Source organism: uncultured Azonexus sp., from assembly GCF_937982035.1.
Taxonomy (GTDB): Bacteria; Pseudomonadota; Gammaproteobacteria; order Burkholderiales; family Rhodocyclaceae; genus Azonexus.
On the sequence record NZ_CALJNI010000014.1, the window covers coordinates 78318 to 97150 of the forward strand.

Annotated in this window: 20 protein-coding genes and 1 tRNA gene; 4 read left to right on the top strand and 17 right to left on the bottom strand. The window is 60.7% G+C overall.

Features of this window, described 5'->3' with window-relative positions; all coding sequences use genetic code 11:
* Positions 1-4: 4 nt before the first annotated feature.
* The 5 genes from Q0799_RS10470 to motA form a co-directional block, all read right to left on the bottom strand.
* Entirely contained in the window at positions 5-508 is a 504-nt protein-coding gene (locus tag Q0799_RS10470) for a chemotaxis protein CheW (protein WP_298398067.1), read from the bottom strand.
* A gap of 18 nt (positions 509-526) precedes the next feature.
* Positions 527-2857 (bottom strand): chemotaxis protein CheW, encoded by a 2331-nt coding sequence (locus Q0799_RS10475; RefSeq protein WP_298398069.1) that lies wholly within the window; start codon positions 2855-2857, stop codon positions 527-529.
* 83 nt (positions 2858-2940) lie between these two features.
* Positions 2941-3306, bottom strand: coding sequence for a response regulator (locus tag Q0799_RS10480; protein WP_298398071.1), 366 nt, complete (start codon positions 3304-3306; stop codon positions 2941-2943).
* Positions 3307-3392: 86 nt separating this feature from the next.
* A complete protein-coding gene (motB, locus tag Q0799_RS10485) occupies positions 3393-4337 on the bottom strand; it encodes a flagellar motor protein MotB (protein WP_298398072.1) in 945 nt (314 codons plus the stop codon).
* 33 nt (positions 4338-4370) lie between these two features.
* A complete protein-coding gene (motA, locus tag Q0799_RS10490) occupies positions 4371-5228 on the bottom strand; it encodes a flagellar motor stator protein MotA (protein ID WP_298398075.1) in 858 nt (285 codons plus the stop codon).
* A gap of 170 nt (positions 5229-5398) precedes the next feature.
* Between motA and Q0799_RS10495 the strand changes: the two genes are divergently transcribed.
* Entirely contained in the window at positions 5399-5929 is a 531-nt protein-coding gene (locus tag Q0799_RS10495) for an NUDIX hydrolase (RefSeq protein WP_298398076.1), read from the top strand.
* A 2-nt stretch (positions 5930-5931) separates the two neighbouring features.
* Here Q0799_RS10495 and Q0799_RS10500 read toward each other — a convergent pair whose 3' ends face one another.
* The 11 genes from Q0799_RS10500 to Q0799_RS10550 form a co-directional block, all read right to left on the bottom strand.
* Entirely contained in the window at positions 5932-6549 is a 618-nt protein-coding gene (locus Q0799_RS10500; RefSeq protein WP_298398078.1) for a hypothetical protein, read from the bottom strand.
* A 16-nt stretch (positions 6550-6565) separates the two neighbouring features.
* Entirely contained in the window at positions 6566-6688 is a 123-nt protein-coding gene (locus Q0799_RS10505; RefSeq protein WP_298398080.1) for a DUF3149 domain-containing protein, read from the bottom strand.
* Between the two features lie 42 nt (positions 6689-6730).
* Positions 6731-7231 carry a FixH family protein gene (locus tag Q0799_RS10510; protein ID WP_298398082.1) on the bottom strand — a complete coding sequence of 167 codons (501 nt, stop codon included), beginning with the start codon at positions 7229-7231 and terminating at the stop codon, positions 6731-6733.
* Between the two features lie 18 nt (positions 7232-7249).
* Positions 7250-8656 (bottom strand): cytochrome c oxidase accessory protein CcoG, encoded by a 1407-nt coding sequence (ccoG, locus tag Q0799_RS10515; RefSeq protein WP_298398084.1) that lies wholly within the window; start codon positions 8654-8656, stop codon positions 7250-7252.
* A 113-nt stretch (positions 8657-8769) separates the two neighbouring features.
* On the bottom strand, positions 8770-9663 hold the full coding sequence (gene ccoP / locus Q0799_RS10520) for a cytochrome-c oxidase, cbb3-type subunit III (RefSeq protein ID WP_298398086.1): 894 nt from the start codon (positions 9661-9663) through the stop codon (positions 8770-8772).
* Between the two features lie 15 nt (positions 9664-9678).
* Positions 9679-9858, bottom strand: a complete 180-nt coding sequence (locus Q0799_RS10525; protein ID WP_298398088.1) for a CcoQ/FixQ family Cbb3-type cytochrome c oxidase assembly chaperone — start codon at positions 9856-9858, stop codon at positions 9679-9681.
* A gap of 5 nt (positions 9859-9863) precedes the next feature.
* Positions 9864-10496 carry a cytochrome-c oxidase, cbb3-type subunit II gene (gene ccoO / locus Q0799_RS10530; protein ID WP_366940779.1) on the bottom strand — a complete coding sequence of 211 codons (633 nt, stop codon included), beginning with the start codon at positions 10494-10496 and terminating at the stop codon, positions 9864-9866.
* Between the two features lie 19 nt (positions 10497-10515).
* On the bottom strand, positions 10516-11943 hold the full coding sequence (gene ccoN, locus Q0799_RS10535; RefSeq protein ID WP_298398092.1) for a cytochrome-c oxidase, cbb3-type subunit I: 1428 nt from the start codon (positions 11941-11943) through the stop codon (positions 10516-10518).
* A 374-nt stretch (positions 11944-12317) separates the two neighbouring features.
* The gene (ccoS, locus tag Q0799_RS10540; RefSeq protein WP_298398095.1) at positions 12318-12521 is read right to left on the bottom strand and encodes a cbb3-type cytochrome oxidase assembly protein CcoS; all 204 of its coding nucleotides are present in this window, start codon (positions 12519-12521) and stop codon (positions 12318-12320) included.
* On the bottom strand, positions 12521-14962 hold the full coding sequence (locus Q0799_RS10545) for a heavy metal translocating P-type ATPase (RefSeq protein WP_298398096.1): 2442 nt from the start codon (positions 14960-14962) through the stop codon (positions 12521-12523). Before Q0799_RS10545 ends, ccoS begins: the two co-directional genes overlap by 1 nt.
* Positions 14963-15018: 56 nt before the next feature.
* Complete coding sequence (locus Q0799_RS10550; RefSeq protein WP_298398098.1) at positions 15019-15786, bottom strand: 3-hydroxyacyl-CoA dehydrogenase; 768 nt, start codon at positions 15784-15786, stop codon at positions 15019-15021.
* Positions 15787-15935: 149 nt separating this feature from the next.
* Here Q0799_RS10550 and Q0799_RS10555 point away from each other — a divergent pair, with 149 nt between their 5' ends.
* Positions 15936-16898: a diguanylate cyclase gene (locus tag Q0799_RS10555; protein ID WP_298398100.1), complete on the top strand. Its 963-nt coding sequence runs from the start codon at positions 15936-15938 to the stop codon at positions 16896-16898.
* A 34-nt stretch (positions 16899-16932) separates the two neighbouring features.
* Positions 16933-17079: a hypothetical protein gene (locus tag Q0799_RS10560; protein ID WP_298398102.1), complete on the top strand. Its 147-nt coding sequence runs from the start codon at positions 16933-16935 to the stop codon at positions 17077-17079.
* A gap of 38 nt (positions 17080-17117) precedes the next feature.
* Here the strand turns inward: Q0799_RS10560 and Q0799_RS10565 are convergent.
* Positions 17118-17193: transfer RNA gene (locus Q0799_RS10565), tRNA-Thr, on the bottom strand.
* Positions 17194-17268: 75 nt separating this feature from the next.
* Here Q0799_RS10565 and murJ point away from each other — a divergent pair.
* Positions 17269-18819 (top strand): murein biosynthesis integral membrane protein MurJ, encoded by a 1551-nt coding sequence (gene murJ, locus Q0799_RS10570; RefSeq protein WP_298398104.1) that lies wholly within the window; start codon positions 17269-17271, stop codon positions 18817-18819.
* Positions 18820-18833: the final 14 nt, after the last annotated feature.

Consider the following 18833-nt stretch of genomic DNA (forward strand, 5'->3'; position numbering starts at 1 on the left):
CCGTTCACTCGGCTGCCGCCTCGATCAACTCCATATCGGCGCTGGTCATCAGGCGCTCGATGTCGGTCACGATCAGCATCCGCGCTTCGACGCTGGCCAGACCGACGATGTACTTGGTATCGAAACTGCCGGAGAAGTCCGGTGCCTGGCGGATTTGCGCGGGGGTCAGCGAAAGCACGTCGGAAACGCTATCGACGACGACGCCGATGACCCGCCCGGCGATGTTGAGGATGATGACCACGGTAAACGGGGTGTACTCGACCTTGCCCAGCCGGAACTTGATGCGCAGATCGACGATGGGAACGATGATGCCGCGCAGGTTGATCACGCCCTTGATGAACGGCGGTGCATTGGCGATCAGTGTCGGCGTCTCGTAACCGCGAATCTCCTGAACCTTCAGGATATCGATGGCGTACTCCTCGCTGCCCAGCGTAAAGGTCAGGAACTCGCTGGCCACCTGCTCTTCGTCGCCGGCGACCGCTCCTGCGGAAATCATGGCTTCCATCATCAACTCCTCATCTGCCGGTCACCCGGCCTTCTGCATGCTTGTCCTGGCCATCGCAGCGATGGCCGATACATCGAGAATCAAGGCCACATGACCATCGCCCATGATGGTCGCGCCGGAGACACCCGGCACCTTGCGGTAATTGGCTTCCAGGCTCTTGATCACGACCTGGTGCTGACCGAGCAGGGCGTCGACGAACAGGGCGACGCGGGCACCGTCGGCGTCGAGCACGACCATGATCCCCTGGGTGAAATCGGTCCACGCCGACTTGAGATTGAACATCTCGTGCAGCACGACCACCGGCAGGTATTCGCCGCGCACCTGGACCACCCGGGCCTGGTTGGACAGTGTCTTGATGTCACCGGGCGACGGCTGCAGCGATTCCAGGACATACGACAGCGGCAGGATGTAGATCTGGTCGCCAACCGCCACCGACATGCCGTCGAGAATGGCCAGGGTCAGCGGCAGACGGACTGTCATCCGGGTGCCGATCCCGAGCATCGAGTCGATTTCGACGCGCCCTCCCATGGACTGGATGTTGCGGCGGACAACGTCCATGCCGACCCCGCGTCCGGAAACATCGGTCACCTGGTCGGCGGTCGAGAACCCTGCTTCGAAGATCAGGTTGAACACTTCCTGATCGCTCATCTGATCGGAAACCGGCAAGCCGCGCTCGCGGGCCTTCTGCAGGATCTTATCGCGCGGCAGGCCGCCACCGTCGTCACCGACCTCGATGACGATGTTGCCGCCCTGATGATAGGCCTTCAGGGTAATCGTCCCGGTCGGGCTCTTGCCTGCGGCAATGCGTTTTTCCGGCGACTCGATGCCGTGATCCAGGCTGTTGCGGATCAGGTGGGTCAGCGGATCGGTGATGCGCTCGATCAGGCTCTTGTCGAGTTCGGTCGTCTCACCCAAGGTTTTCAGCTCGACCTGCTTGCCGAGCTTGGCCGACAAGTCGCGAACCACCCGCGGGAAACGCGAGAAGACAAAGGAAATCGGCATCATCCGGATCGACATCACCGATTCCTGGAGGTCGCGGGTATTGCGTTCCAGCTGGGTGAGTCCGTTGAGCAGGCGCTCCGGTGCGGCATCCTGCATCTGCGCCGAGGTCTGCAGCAGCATCGCCTGGGTGATCACCAGTTCGCCGACCAGGTTGATCAGCTGGTCGACCTTTTCGATGCTGACACGGATCGACGAGTCCGCCGATGCGCTGACCGGCGTCTTGGCTTGCCGCTCGGCGCGCGCCGGGGCAGGCTTGGGCGCGACGGCTTCCACCGGCGGCGTCACCGGAACCGGCGGCGTCAGCGGCGCGAAGAAACCGAATCCATCGCCCTCTTCGGCCATCGGCGCCGCCGCGACCGGTTCAGCCGGTGCCGGCACAGCAGCCGGCAGGGGTTCGAAGAAGCCGTAGCCGGCGTCGTCGTCCTTCTTCTCCGTGGCCACCGTCGGCAGAGGCTCGAAGAACCCGTAAGCTTCATCCTCGACCGTCGTTGCCGGCAACGGCTCGAAGAAGCCATAGGCCTCTTCTTCCTTGGCGGCAGACGCGTACAGGCCGTAACCGCGCGCCTCGTCCGGCAGTCCCGGAGAATCGGGGAAAAACCCGAAAGCCGTCGAACCGTCTGCCGCCACGGCGGTGTCTTCGGTGATGCGCCAGGCGCCGTTCTCGGCGATGAAATCGATCTGGTCGACAAAGGCCTCCTGCGGCTTGTCGGTCAACAGGCGCAGTTCCCAGTAAGCGGCACTTTCTTCGCCCGGCTCGCTGCGGCTGACAATTTCCAGTTCGCCCAACGAGCGCAGTTCATCGAGCAGATTGTCCAGGCCGACGCCCTGCACGGCAATCTCGGTGGGCACGAACTGGATGTCGAACAGGCGTCGGCCGGTTTCCTCGGGAATCCTTACTGCCACCTCGTCATCGGCTGGCGCCACCGGCGCCGCTTCCGGCGAGGGCGCAGCAGCCGGTGCAGGCGCATCGGACAACTGCCGCAAGCGGCCGCAAATCCGCGTCACCAGTTCAGGATCGACCGAACCGCGCCCCTGATGGGCTTCGAGCATGCTGCGCAGCACATCGCCGGCCTCGAGAAAAGCATCGACCATCTCGGGGCGCAGCGACAGCTCCGCCTTGCGGATGCGGTCCAGCAGGTTTTCCAGGATGTGCGTGGTTTCGGCAAGGTCGGTGAAACCGAACGTACCGGCGCTTCCCTTGATCGAATGGGCAGCCCGGAAGATGGCGTTCAGTTGCTCCAGATCCGGATTGTCGATATCCAGATCGAGCAACAAGGATTCCATCGCGGCCAGATGCTCCTCCGATTCCTCGAAGAAGACCTGGTAAAACTGACTCATGTCAATCGACATGCTTTCTCCTCAGACGACCGCGATTAGACCGGCGGCCAGAAACGGATGCATCCGGGCGTGCGCCCCGGACGAGCCAGATACTCTCAGCCAATCACCTTGCGTACGACTTCGATGAGTTTTTGCGGATCGAACGGCTTGACCAACCAGCCGGTGGCGCCCGCCGCGCGCCCCTGCGACTTCATCGCATCGGAAGACTCGGTGGTCAGCATCAGGATCGGTGTCGAGGCATATTGGGGCATGGCGCGCAGATTGCGGATCAGGGTCAGGCCGTCCATGCGCGGCATGTTCTGATCGGTCAGCACCAGGTTGACGCCGCGCGACTTGGCCTTGTCCAGGCCATCCTGCCCATCAACCGCCTCGACCACTTCATAACCGGCACTTTTCAGCGTGAACGAAACCATTTGGCGAATGGAGGCGGAATCATCAACAGCAAGAATGGTTTTGGCCATTTTTCCCTCATCTCTCTACAGAAACTCAAATTCATCCCGGATAACGACAGTTGTTCCGGGAACCGCGTATGCAAAATGCGCCCGGATCAGCCAGCTCGCCCGTTGGGTGTCGTTGGCAACTGCAGGACGGGCGGCGCAATATCATCTCCCTCGACATCGTCCGGACTGCTATCTTCATTCAGGATCGCCCGCTCGGTACGCTGATTCAATACCACGATACTGATCCGGCGGTTAACCGGGTTCAAGGGGTCGTTCTTGTCGAACAACAGCGTCGATCCCAGTCCGACCACGCGCAGGACCTTGTGATCGTCCATGCCGCCGGCGACCAGCTCGCGCCGCGAGGCATTGGCCCGGTTGGCCGACAATTCCCAGTTGGAAAAACCACCGACGCCGCCAACGAAGGGGGCCGCATCGGTATGGCCGGCAAGACTGATCCGGTTGGACACGCCGTTCAGGGCCAGACCGATCTGCTGCAGCAGTTGCCGGGTATAAGGCTTGACCGTATCGCCGCCGGAATCGAACATCGGCCGGTTCTGTTCATCGACGATCTGGATGCGCAAGCCTTCGGAAGTGATGTCGAGCAACAACTGCTTCTTGAACTGGGCGAGTTGCGGACTCTGCTCGATCATCTTCTCGATGTCCGCCTTCAACAGTTCCAGGCGCTCCTGTTCCTTGCGCCGGAATTCCAGCTGGGCTTCTTTGGAGAAGGTCGTGCGCTTGGCTTCGACGTCGCCCTTCTTGACCTGACCGGACTGGCGGGTCAGATCCTGGCCGCCACCCTTGAGAATGCTTGTTGCGTCGCCTGAGCCCGCACCGCCGGACATCGACACCTTCATCGGGTTCTGAAAATAGTCGGCAATGCCCTGCAGATCGCCCTTGGACGTCGAGCCAAGCAGCCACATCAGCAGGAAGAAGGCCATCATTGCCGTCACGAAGTCGGCGTAGGCGATTTTCCAGGCGCCACCGTGCGCGCCGCCGGCAACGACCTTCTTGCGTTTGATGATAATCGGGCGGGTGGAGTCGTCGCTCATCTATATTCGCTCTGTGTCGGCAGCATGTGCCGCTTACTTGCCCTTGCGGGCCTTGAGCTCTTCCTCGAGTTCACGGAAACTCGGACGCTCGTGCGCCCCCAGGGTCTTGCGCCCGAATTCGATGGCCACCTGCGGCGCGTAGCCCGACATCGACGCCAGCAGGACCATCTTGATGGTCTTGTAGATCACGCCGGATTCGTTGGCCTTCTGCTCGACCTGACCGGCAATCGGCGCGACGAAACCATAGGCCAGGTAGATACCGAGGAAGGTACCGACCAGCGCACCTGCAATCATCTTGCCCAGCACGGCCGGCGGCTCGCCGACCGAACCCATCACGTTGATGACCCCCATGACCGCGACGACGATACCGAAGGCGGGTACGCCATCGGCCACCTTCTGGATGACGTGCGCCGGCTCGGCCATTTCGTGGTGATGGGTTTCCAGTTCGACATCCATCAGGCTTTCGATTTCAACCGTGTTCAGGTTGCCGCCGACCATCATGCGCAGATAGTCGGTCATGAAATCGAGTACGTGGTGATCGGAAACGATATTCGGGTACTTGGAAAAAATCGGACTGGCCTCGGGATTCTCGACATCGTTTTCAATCGACATCAAGCCTTCCTTGCGCACCTTGGACAGGATCTCGAACAACAGCGCCAGCGCATCGACGTAGTAGGCCTTGTTGTAAGGCGAGCCCTTGAGCGCGCCCGGGATGGCCGCCACCGTGGCCTTGACCACCTTGATGTTGTTGCCGGCGACGAAACTACCGACGGTCAGGCCGAAGATGGCGATGTATTCCAGCGGGACCCAGAGCGCCAGCAAGCTGCCGTGCACGGCATAAGTGCCCAATGCCGAAGCCAGGATGATGACGTAGCCGACGATCAAAAACATGTGAAACCCCTTTAGCGCCCCCTGAGGCGTTACCGACAGGTCGTTCTATCTATATTGTGTTTCGCTATTGTAGCCACAGGCTTCCGGGAAGCGCAAAGGAAGTTGCCACCTGCTACAGCGAGGATCGGCAGTGATAGACTGCAAGTCCACCGTTTCCCAACACCTCCGGAATGTCGTACTGCACCCGCTGCGGCAGCGCTGCCTCCCTGACCATCCCTGCCGGCGACAATCTGGCGCGACAAGTATGCACGAGTTGCGGGCATATTCACTACGACAATCCGCGCATGATCGTCGGCTGCATTGCCGAATGGGAAAACAGGATACTGCTTTGCCGGCGCGCCATCGAACCCCGCCTGGGTTACTGGACGCTACCGGCCGGCTTCATGGAAAACGGCGAAACGACAGCCGAAGCGGCCCGGCGCGAAACGCTCGAGGAAGCGGGAGCGGAGGTCAGTGTCGAGGCTGCCTTCGCGCTGGTCAGCATCGCCCACATCAATCAGGTCCACTTGTTCTATCGTGGGCGGATGACCTCTCCGTCGTTCTCCGCCGGCGAGGAAAGCCTCGAAGTCGCCCTGTTCCGCCCGGAGGACATCCCCTGGGAGGACCTTTCCTTTCGCAGCGTACGCCTCTGTCTGGAGCGCTACCTGGCCGATCGGCAGCATGGCGGTTTCGGCTTCCACGAACACGACCTGGAACCGTAATCTCAAGCACCGACCACCTGGGCCCGTAACTCCAGTCGATAGTTCCCTGACTGCCAAGACGAAGGCAAGGGAGTCATGGCGACGGCCCGGGCCATCGCATCCAGCAGACGCGCTGAAATCGCCGGGGCGACTCCCGCCGTCAGGCGCATGGAAGGGGGCATCGGCCCCGCCCGATAGTGGATACGGAAAAGCAACTCCCCAGGCGGCAATACCCTTCTCAATTCTTCGTCGAGCAAACTGCCAAAAGCCCGTCCCAGAGCCAGCCGGTAAGCCGACAAGTCCTCACCGGGAGGCAAGGGCTGCAAATCTTGATCAAGCCCGGATTGTCCGCTTTGGGTATGGGACCGCGCGCCCGAACGCCTCTCAGGCATATGGGTCGGCTGCACCCAGGCCTCCTCGTGAGCGTGTAAAGGCTGGGCAGAATTTGCCGCAGGCCGGGCCGAATCCTTCGGCTCGCCAATCACCGCACTGAGCTTGGCGCGCCCTTCCGGCTGCAGCGGCCGGGGAAATTCCGTACCCCACAACACAAGTGCATGCAGGACCAAGGACAAGACCATCGCCCTGCCCGCCGGAAAAAAACAATCCCCGCCACTCTCCTTGAAGCAGCGGGGATCGTTCATGACCGAATGCCGGGGATTATTTACCCTTGGCGTTCAGTTCCTCGTTCATCTTGCTCGAGTAGAGCTTGCCCATGACGGCGCCGATTACCACCACGCCGACAATCACTCCCAGGCTCATCAAGCCGATATCACTCGTCAACAACAGTTCCCAAGCCATAAACACCTCCCACTAACAAAAAAATCAACCCGCTTTCGCATCCAGGCGCAGCGGCTCATCAAAGCCGGCCTGCCACTCCCCTTGAAGACGCCATTGGCCCGCAGGATCTTCAAGCGTGACATGCCAGCGACCGGCCAGATCCTCGGCCAGTACCCCACCGTAGAAACCCGCCCCTTCGGATTTCAACGCAACTTTCTGATCCTTGCCGTCGATCGTCGGATGCGTCAGGCGCAAGACAATCTCTTCCGGCAAGGCCACCGTTTCCTTGGTCGTGATCAACAGACGGACATTCAGACCGGCGCGCATCACATCTGCATGCAGCCCCAGCTGCGAGGCCTGATGATCGCGCTCCAGGCGCTGATTCATGGCCAGGCCTTCCTTGTAATAATCGTCGGAAACCAGACCGTCGTTAGTTGCAATGGCAGTCCACAGCAAGTTCATGCAGGCAATAATGACGATGAATGGGCCGGCCATGAGAATCCAGGGCCAGGGTTCCTTGTACCAAGGTTTGGTATCGTTTGTCATACTAACGCTCATAATTCCTCAAGGCATCAAAAAAGAGGCTTTTTCGCGAACGGCAATTTTTTCGTCCGACTCAGCCTGAATATTGAAATAGATGGTGTTCGCCCCGCTCTTGCCAGATTCCGGCGGGACACGGACAACCACGGTGAATTCGAGATTCTCTGCACTACCGACCTCAAGCAAACGCTCTTCCGCCAGATGCACGCCGGACAGTCCGTCAACCGTGATCCGGTAGCGTTGCGCCTGCTCGGTCGTATTCATGAATTTCAGGTTATACACATTCTCGATCGAACCGTCGTCGGCTTCCCGAGACAAGGTTGATCGATCACGAATGACATCGACCATCAAGGGGACACGGGTAGCCAGCGACCAAGCGGTTGCAATGCAGATGAGAACGAGAATGACCGTATACAACAGGATACGCGGACGCAGGATGTGGCTGACGACTTCCGAAGCGCCGAATTTCTTTTCCAGGGCATTCTCGGTGGTATAGCGGATGAGGCCATGCGGCTTGCCGATCTTGTCCATGACCGGATCGCAGGCGTCGATACAGGCCCCGCAACCGATGCACTCGTACTGTATGCCTTTACGGATGTCGATTCCGGTCGGGCAGACGGCAACGCACAGGCCACAATCCACACAATCGCCGAGCGCCGACGCATCGCCATCCTTTTTCCTGGCCCCCCGCGGTTCGCCCCGCTCCGGATCGTAGGTGATGACCAGCGTATCCGGATCGAACATCACCCCCTGGAAACGGGCGTAGGGGCACATGTACTTGCACACCTGCTCACGCAGGAAACCGGCCTGCATGTAACAGAAGCCGGCATAGAACAGTGTCCAGAACATTTCCCAGCCGGACAGACCGAACGGCAGGGCAGCGAGCAGTTCCTGCATGGGCGTGAAATAGGCCACCAGCGTGAACCCGGTCCACAGCGACAGGGCGACCCACAACAGATGCTTGATCGCCTTCAGCCGGAACTTCCGCGCCGTCATCGGCCCTTTATCCAGTTTCATCCGCGCCGAACGATCACCTTCGATGCGGCTCTCTATCCACATGAAGATTTCGCTATAGACCGTCTGCGGGCAGGCATAACCGCAGAACAGCCGCCCGGCAATCGCGGTGAACAGGAACAGCGCGTAGGCGGAAACGATCAGCAGGACAGCCAGATAGAATACATCCTGCGGCCACAGCACCAGACCGAAGAGGTAGAACTTGCGTTCAACCAGATGGAAAAGCACTGCCTGACGATCATTCCAGACCAGCCAGGGGGTCAGGTAGAAGATGATCTGGGTCAACCAGACGAATACCCAGCGCCATGTCGTCCACCAGCCCTGGACATCGCGGACATAAATCTTCCTGTGCTTTTCGTAAAAAGACACTTCGGCCGCAGGCTTTGCCTCCGGTTTTTTTTCGTCGCCAGATTTCATCTTATCTCTTTATCAAAATTACGCTGCTGCAGGCAACGCAATTTTGATAAAACCGCTTCGACATCGCAAGAAAAGGGTGGCCCTTTCCGGCCACCCTTTTTTGTCAAACGCGCTTACTTGCCACCCAGGCTGGTCACGTAGGCAGCCAGCAGATGCACCTTGGCGTCGCCCAGGAATTCCTTCCAGGCCGGCATCTTGTTCTGACGACCGTTGGTGATCGTCTCGATGATGGTGGCTTCGGAAGAGCCGTACAGCCAGACCTTGTCGGTCAGGTTCGGCGCACCGAGGGCCTGCATGCCCGTACCGTCAGCACCGTGGCAGCCGATACAGCCGGCTTCGGTGTAGGCAGTCTGACCCTTGCCGGCACGCACGGAGTCATGCGGCAGACCGGACAGGGAACGGACGTAGTTGGCCAGATCCTTGATCGTCTCGCCACCCAGTGCGGAATGCGGAGGCATCACGCCCATGCGGCCGTTGGCAATGGTCTCGACGATCTGCTCCGCCTCACCGCCCCACTGCCAGTCGGCATCGGTCAGGTTCGGGAAGCCCTTGGAGCCGCGGGCATCGGCACCATGACACTGCATGCAGTAGGTCAGGTACAGACGCTTGCCCATTTCCATGGCCTGCTTGTCGGCAGCGACCGCCTTGAGGTCCATGGCCATGTACTTGTCGTACAGCGGCTTGACCTGGGCATCCATCTTGGCCACTTCCGCAGCATGCTGACCGGCAGAGGTCCAGCCCAGCATGCCCTTGAAGTTGCCCAGCCCCGGATAGAGGGCCAGATAGACCAACGCGAACACCACGGTGATCACGAACATCCAGCTCCACCACTTGGGCATCGGATTGTTGTATTCCTCAAGGGTTTCATCCCAGACGTGACCCATGGTCTTGCCCGGCGTGAAAGTCGCCTTGCCCTGGACGATCAGGAGAACCGCACAGGCCAGAATACTGACCAGCACGATCACGATGACGTACAGATTCCAAAACTCGCTAACGAAATCGCTCATTTGCTTTCCTTTATTTCAGCGCGGGTGCGACGTACGGGACGCCGCACCATCATCATCACCTTCTGCGAACGGCAGGTTGGCAGCTTCTTCAAACCCCTTCTTGCTGCTCTTGCTGACATATGCCCACCAGACGATTGCCAGAAAACAGATCAATCCGGCAACCGTAAGTAGCGAACGCAGATCGTTGATGTCCATGGCCATCACTTCATCTGGCTCAATGCAGTACCCATGCCCTGGAGATAGGCAATAAGCACGTCCATTTCGGTCATGTCGCCGATATCAGCCTTGGCCGCCTTGATTTCATCGTCCGAGTAGGTCGGAATGCCGCGCATGTTGGCGTACATGCGCATCACGCCCATCTTGTCCTCGATCTGCGCTGCCACGCTGTCCTTGGCCTTGGTGGAGGCAAGGAATGCATAGGCGGGCATGTTCGATTCCGGCACGACGTCGCGCGGATTCATCAGGTGGGCACGCTGCCATTCATCGGAATAGCGACCGCCGACACGATGCAGGTCCGGACCGGTACGCTTGGAACCCCACTGGAACGGGTGGTCATAGACAAACTCACCCGCCACCGAGTAGTGGCCATAACGCTCGGTTTCGGCACGGAACGGACGGATCATCTGGGAGTGGCAGTTGTAGCAGCCCTCACGCAGATAAACCTCACGACCGGCCAACTGGACTGCCGTGTAGGGCTTGACCCCTTCAACCGGCGTCGTCGTGGACTTCTGGAAGAAGAGCGGCACGATTTCCAGCAGCCCACCCCAGAGCACCACAAACAAGGTCAGAACGAAAAGCAGGCCTACGTTCTTCTCAATTTGCTCATGCTTCAACATTGTTTTCTCTCCCTAATCAGGCGTGATGAGCAGCCGGAGCGATCACCGGCGCATCCTTGGTGTTGCCACCAGCCATGGTCTTGAACATGTTGTAAGCCATGATCAACATACCGGACAGGAACAGCACGCCGCCGAGCCAACGAATTGCCCAGAACGGATAGGAACCCTTGACCGACTCGACGAAGCTGTAAGCCAGGGTACCGTCGGCATTGACAGCACGCCACATCAGGCCCTGCATCACACCGGCAATCCACATCGAAGCGATGTACAGAACGGTACCGATGGTGGCGATCCAGAAGTGAACCGTAACCAGGGCGGTGCTATACATTTCGGTCTTGCCGAACAGACGCGGCAGCAGGTAGTACATCGAACCGATCGAAACCATGGCCACCCAGCCAAGCGCACCGGAGTGCACGTGACCGACGGTCCAGTCCGTGTAGTGCGACAGCGCGTTGACGGTCTTGATCGACATCATCGGGCCTTCGAACGTCGACATACCGTAGAAGGACAGCGAGGTGATCAGGAACTTCAGGATGGGATCGTCGCGCAGTTTGTGCCAGGCACCCGACAGGGTCATGATGCCGTTGATCATGCCACCCCAGGACGGCGCCAGCAGGATCAGCGAGAACAGCATACCGACGGACTGGGTCCAGTCAGGCAGCGCGGTGTAGTGCAGATGGTGCGGACCCGCCCACATGTAGGTGAAGATCAGCGCCCAGAAGTGCACCACCGACAGACGGTAGGAATACACCGGACGGCCAGCCTGCTTCGGCACGAAGTAGTACATCATGCCCAGGAAGCCTGCGGTCAGGAAGAAGCCGACGGCGTTGTGACCGTACCACCACTGGATCATTGCGTCCTGCACGCCGGAATAGACGGAGAACGAACGGGTCAGCGAAACCGGGACGGCGGCGCTGTTAACCAGGTGCAGCAGGGCAACGGCGATGATCATCGAACCGAAGAACCAGTTGGCCACGTAAATGTGGGAAACCGTGCGCTTGGCGATGGTGCCGAAGAAGACCAGACCATAGGAAACCCAGACCAGCGTGATCAGGATGTCGATCGGCCATTCGAGCTCGGCGTATTCCTTGCCGGTCGTGAAACCGAGCGGCAGCGAAATCGCAGCCAGCAGGATGACAATTTGCCAGCCCCAGAAGGTGAAGGGAACCAGCGGGCCGCCCCAGAGGCGGGCGTGACTGGTACGCTGTACGCACCAGTAAGACGTTGCAAACAAGGCGCAGCCACCAAACGCAAAAATAACCGCGTTGGTATGCAGCGGACGCAGACGACCATACGTCAGCCACGGCCCCAGATTAAGCTCCGGCCAGACAAGCTGGGCGGCAATAATGACACCGACAAGCATGCCGACGATGCCCCAGATGACAGTCATGACGGCGAATTGCCGTACGACCTTATCGTTGTATGTGGTTTGTGTTCCAGACATGAACCCACCTCTCGTTAATGAAAAACGGAATGCCCACCTCCCTGAACCCAAGGGGGCACATAAAAGCGGATGGTATTCTAGTTGAGACGGGGTGTTTTGACCTAGATCAAGCTACTGACTATCTTGACCCAAAAGCAGAGAAATCCGGTCAACCACAAGCCTTTCACGGTATGACGGCGCTACCCAAAACGGCAAAAATGCGGCGAAAAAGCACCAAATGGTATACCCGTCAAAATCCATGCCCTCTGAAAAAGGCGGACAAAAAAAGGGTGCGTCGCAACGCACCCCAACCCCAACAGAGAAATTTCGCAAGACTCTCGACTTGCATCGCCGGGAATATTGACAGCCACGACGGCCCCGGGTGTTGACACAGGTCAAATTTCGTCTTTTTTCTCTTCCTTTTTCTTTTCCTGCTCAGCCACCTTTCCCTGCGCAGCCTCGTCATCGTCCATCAATACCTTGAATCCCGGCCCCTCCAGATCGTCGAACTGCCCGCTTTTGACCGACCACCAGAAGGCTGCCGCGATACCGAAGACCAGCAGCACCGAAATCGGCACCAGCAAATAGACACTTTCCATCAATCGTTCTCCAGGCGCTGGATGCGCAGCGAGTTGACCACCACCAGCAAGGAACTCAGGGACATGCCGATTCCGGCCATCCACGGGGTTACATAACCGGCAATCGCCGCCGGCAGGGCCACAACATTGTAGGCGAAGGACCACCACAGGTTCTGCCGGATGACAACCAGCGCAAAGCCGGCCCGGCCGAGTCCCTTGTGCAAATGCCCGAGATTTTCCGAAAGCAGCACGAAATCGGACTGCGTCCGCGCCAGTTGCGCGCCACTGCCCATGGCCACCGACACCTGGGCCTGCGCCAGCACCGGTGCGTCGTTGACCCCGTCACCGATCATGGCGACGATGGCCCCTGCCGCCTGCAATTCGGTCACGGCGGCATGTTTGCCGGCCGGCGTCATGCCGGCACGCACGTCGTCGATCCCCAGCTCGGTCGCCACGCGGGCTGCTACCGCCGGCGCATCGCCGGTCAACAGGACGACCTGACGTCCACCTCGGCGCAGATCCCCGACCAGTTTGCGCGCCTCGGGGCGTAACTGGTCACCGATGCGGAACAGAGCCAGCGCCCCTTGCTCATCGGCCAGCAGGACCACGGTATCGCCGCTCTCCAGCCAATCGCTCGCCACTGCCGGCAGGGCGCCATTGCTGATCGCCAGCGCATACGCCGGGCGGCCGATACGATAACGCCGGCCGTCGATCAGCGCCTCGATCCCCTGGCCTGGCTCGCTGATCGAATCCATCGCCTGCCAGCGGGCATCACCGGGCGCCGCATGGCGCAGAGCCATGGCCAGGGGATGTTCGGAAGCCTGCTCCAGCGCCGCCGCCAGATTCAGACAATCCTCCCGGGACATTTCCCCGAGAACCAGGATGTCCTGCAGATGCATCTGCCCGGTAGTCAGCGTTCCCGTCTTGTCGAAAACGAAATGCGTCGCTCGCGCCAGGGTTTCGATCGCGTGACCGCGCGTGACCAGCAGGCCGTCGCGGGCCAGCGAACCGGCGGCCACGGTCAGGGCGATCGGGGTAGCCAGCGCCAGCGCACACGGACAGGTCACCACCAGCACAGAAACGGTGATCCACAGGGCACGCGAGGGCTCGACCAGGTACCAGCCAAACGCAGTCAGGATCGCCACCACCAGCAGCGCCGCCACGAAATAGGTGGCGATCCGGTCGGCAATTTCGACGATGCGCGGTTTTTCCAGCGAAGCCCGCTCCATCAGGTCGATGATTGCCGACAGCCGGGTTCCCTCGCCGACCTGCTCGACCCGCACGACCAAGGGGCTCTCGGCATTGACCGAACCGCCGGTCACCGGATCGCCGGGCCGCTTCGGCACGGGCAGGCTTTCCCCGGTGAGCAGCGCTTCGTTGGCACAACTGATGCCTTCGACCACCCGCCCGTCAGCCGGAACGATGTCCCCCGGGCGAACCAGCACATGGTCGCCGACCCGCAGATCGGCCACGACCACTTGCGTCGCCTCGCGGTCGGCAGGGAAGTTCACGATCTTCTGGGCAAAGGCCGGCAGCAGTTTGGTCAGCGCCTCGGTCACGCTCAAGGCCTTCTGGCGGGCGGTCATTTCGAGGTAGCGACCACCGAGCAGGAAGAAGACGAACATCGTCACCGAGTCGAAGTAGACTTCGCCCCCCTGAATGAAGGTAGCCCAGCAACTGGCGGCAAACGCCAGGCCGACGCCCAGCGCCACCGGCACGTCCATGCCGACGCGCTTGAGCTTGAGGTCGCGCCAGGCGTTGCGGAAGAATGGCGCCGACGAGTAGAAAACGACCGGGATGGTCAGGATCAGGCTGGCCCAGCGCATCAGGCTCTCGATGTCGGCGCTCATGTCGCCGTCGGCGATATACACCGGATAGGCGTACATCATCACCTGCATCATGCCGAAACCGGCGACCCACAGACGCCACATCGCGCCACGTCGCTCATTGCGGGAAATTTCCTCGTTCTTCGCCGCGTCGTAGGGATAGGCCCGATAGCCAATGGCGGCGACTGCCCGCAGGATGTCGGACAGCTTGATGCGCGACTCGTCCCAGCGGACCCGCGCCCGCCGCGAGGCGTAATTGATGTCCACGGCGATCACGCCGGGCAATTTACCGATGTGCTGCTCGTTGAGCCAGATGCAGGCGGCGCAAGTGATGCCTTCGAGCAACAGGGAGGCTTCCCGCTCGTTCTCACCGAGCGCCTTGACGAAACTCTTCTGGAACTCGGCGTGATCGTAGAGCGCCATCTGCTCCAGGATCGCCGGCATGGCCTCGCGCGGCGACTCGGGCAGCGCGTCGCGACTCCGGTAGTAGTCGGCCAGACCGTTCTCCACGATCGACTGGGCCACCGCCTGGCAACCGTAACAACACATCGCCTTCGTTTCGCCGTTGATGACAACCGGCAGATCGACATCATCCGGAATGGGCAGACCGCAGTGATAACAGGAGGCTTGTGACATGCAACAAAAAAGGCACCGGAGTGCCTTTGCGGGTCAGGATGGACGCCAAGTATAGATTATTTGGTCCCCATCCGGATTGCTCCGTCCAGACGAATGACTTCGCCGTTCAGGTAAGCGTTCTCGGCAATATGCCGGACCAGCGCCGCATATTCCGCCGGTTTGCCCATGCGCGTGGGGAACGGCACCATCTTGTTCAGCGACTCCTGAACTTCGGCCGGCATGCCGAGCAGCATCGGCGTTTCCATGATCCCCGGTGCGATGGTCAGGCAACGGATACCGCTGCGCGCGAGTTCGCGGGCCACCGGCAGGGTCAGTGCCACGATCCCGCCCTTGGAAGCGGCATAGGCGGCCTGCCCGAGTTGCCCCTCGAAAGCGGCTACCGAAGCCGTATTGACGATCACCCCGCGCTCGCCGCCGGCATCCGGCTCGTTCTTCATCATGGCCTCGGCGGCAAGGCGAAGCATGTTGAAGGTGCCGACCAGGTTGATGTTGATGACCCGGGCAAAGCTGTCCAGACGATGCGGGCCTTCCTTGCCCAGCACCTTTTCGGCCGGAGCCACACCGGCGCAATTGACCAGGCCGTGAACGGCACCGAAGCGCGACAGGGCGGCGGCAATGGCGTTCTGTGCCGAAGCTTCGCTGGTGACATCGGTTTCGACAAAGATCGCGTTCTCACCCAACTCGCTGGCCAAGGCCTCGCCGGCATCGCGATTGACATCAACCAGGACTACCCGCGCCTCCGCTTCGAGCAGACCGCGCGCCGTCGCCGCACCCAGACCCGAGCCACCGCCGGTAACCACAAACACCTTATTTTTCAGTTGCATATGCTTTCTCCTGTAATTATTCGACAGCCCAAACCAAACGGTAGCGTATGGACTGAAGCAGCATATTAACCCTCCCAGCAACGCCAGCCAAATCCGCAAGCGCGATGCAGATGCTATGATTTGCCCACATCATTTTTCGCCCGGACGCGATGCCTGCCGGAAAGTACCAACTACTCGTCGTCGACAGTTCCAGCGCCAATCGCAAGCTGATCGGCGAATGCCTGTCCCAACTCGACGACGCCAGCGTCTCCCTGGCTGCCGACGGCCAATCGGCCGTGGAACTCATCGCCAGCACCCGACCGGATCTGATCCTGATCGACATGAACCTGCGCGACACCGACGGCATCAGCCTAGTTCGCAGAATACGCAACCGGGAATTGCTGGGCGCGGAAAACGACCTGAACCTGTGGACGCCGGTCATTTTCCTGTCCTCAGTCATGGATGAAGACATGCTCGCCCAAGGCATCATTGCCGGCGGCGACGACTTCCTGCACAAACCGGTCTCCGAAGTCATCCTGCTGGCCAAGGTCCGCGCCATGCTGCGCATCGTCGGCATGCAGCGCGACATTCACGCCGCCCACCGCCGACTCAAGCAGATTGCCACCCTTGACGGGCTCACCTGCATTCCCAACCGGCGTTACTTCGACGACACGCTGACCACCGAATGGAAACGCTGCCAGCGCGCCGGCGCACCGCTCAGCCTGCTGCTGATCGACATCGATTATTTCAAGCAATTCAACGACGCCTACGGCCACCAGGCCGGTGACCAATGCCTCAAGGCCGTCGCCTCGGCGCTCAACGAATCGCTGTTCCGGGTCGAAGACAGCGTCGCCCGCTACGGCGGCGAGGAATTTGCCGCCATCCTCCCCGGCACCGACGCTGCTGGCGCACTCGCCGTCGCCGAACGCATGCGCGCGTCGGCCAGCGAACTGCGCATCCCCCACAAACACGGCGTGGATAGCTTCGTTTCCTGCAGCATCGGCATTGCCAGCATCCACCCGGCCGCCGAACAGACGGCGGAACAATTGCTGCAGGCCGCCGACCACAGCCTGTACGAAGCCAAACACGCGGGCCGCAACCGTATCGTTCTGCATCCGGAATGCCGGACCTGAGGCAGGAAGCGCCGAGAAGGCCACGGGAGGCAGCGTGCGTAAACTGATCTACCTGGTCGCCCTTGCCGCAACCGGCACACTGGCCTGGCACTATCCTTTCCTGTTCGAACTCCCACTGATCATAGCCATCGGCGGCGCCTGGTGGGCGTTTTTCGCGCCGAACGGAGCACAGGAAAAGTAAAAAGGGGTTACGGCTTGACCGTAACCCCTTGAATTCTTTGGTGCCGTTGAAGTGAATCGAACACTCGACCTACTGATTACGAATCAGTTGCTCTACCAACTGAGCTACAACGGCACAGGCCACCCGACGAGCAGCACAGCGTAGAATTATAGCTTTTCCCCCTGGCTTCAGGCAACAAGGCTGCGACAAATGAATTTGCTGCGCGCGCTGGCAACGGTCAGCGGCATGACCCTGCTCTCCCGTATCCTCGGTTTTGTCCGGGATTTCGTCATTGCCCGGGCATTCGGCGCCGGAGCGGCGACCGATGCCTTTTTCGTGGCCTTCAAGCTGCCCAACCTGTTGCGGCGGATGTTCGCCGAAGGCGCTTTCTCCCAGGCCTTCGTTCCCATCCTCGGCGAATACAAGAATCAGCGCTCGCCGGAAGATACGCGGACGCTGGTCGACCATGTCGCCAGCCTGCTGTCGATGGCCCTGTTCGTCATCACCGCCATTGGCGTGGCCGGAGCACCGCTGCTGGTCTGGCTGTCGGCGCCGGGCTTCGCCGACGACGTGGGGAAATTCGAACTGACGGTGGCGCTGACCCGGGTGACTTTCCCCTACATCCTGTTCATGTCGCTGGTCGCGCTTGCCGGCGGCATCCTGAACACCTGGAGCCGTTTTGCCCTGCCCGCATTCACGCCGGTGCTGCTCAACCTCTCCTTCATCGGCATGGCCCTGTTTGCCGCGCCCTACTTCGAACCGCCGGTGATGGCGCTGGCCTGGGCGGTGTTCCTCGGCGGCTTCCTGCAACTGCTGATCCAGATTCCGGCATTGCGCCGCATTTCCATGCTGCCGCGGCCGTCGATCAACTGGCGGGCCGCCTGGGCCGATCCCGGCGTCAGACGGATCAGCACCTTGATGCTGCCGGCCCTGCTCGGGGTCTCGGTGTCGCAGATCAGTCTGCTGATCAACACCATCTTCGCATCCTTCCTGCAGACCGGCAGCGTCTCCTGGCTCTATTACGCCGACCGGCTGATGGAATTTCCGTCCGGCCTGCTCGGCGCCGCCCTCGGCACCATCCTCCTGCCGTCGCTGTCGCGCTGCCATGCCCGGCAGGATTTCGTCGAATACTCGCGCCTGCTCGACTGGGGACTGCGCCTGACCTTCCTGCTCGCCGCGCCGGCCGCGCTGGCGCTCGCAATCCTGGCCGTGCCGCTGATTTCGACCCTGTTCTTCCACGGCGCCTTCACCGCCAACGACGTCTGGCAAACCCGCCATGCACTGATCGCCTATTCGGTCGGCCTGACCGGACTGATCCTGGTCAAGGTACTGGCACCGGGCTTCTACGCCCGGCAGAACATCCGCACACCGGTCAAGATTGCATTGATTTCGCTGGCTGCCACCCAGGCCATGAACCTGGCGTTCGTCGGCTGGATCGCGCACGCCGGACTGGCGCTGTCGATCGGCCTGGCCGCCTGCCTGAACGCAGGCCTGCTCTACCGCGGGCTGCGCCGTGCAGGTATTTACACACCGGAAGCCGGCTGGCTGCTATTCTTCATGAAACTGTCCTGCGCCATGGCAGTCATGGGCGCCGCCCTGTGGTTTGCCAGCGGACCGGCGAATCTCTGGTTCGCCAGTCCGGTCGGCGAGCGCATCCTGCGTCTGTGCTGGCTGGTTCTGCTTGGCGCCGGCGCATATTTCGCTACACTATGGCTTCTCGGTTTCCGCCTGCGCGACTTCAAACGGCAGGCAGCACAATAATCAGGAGACTCACC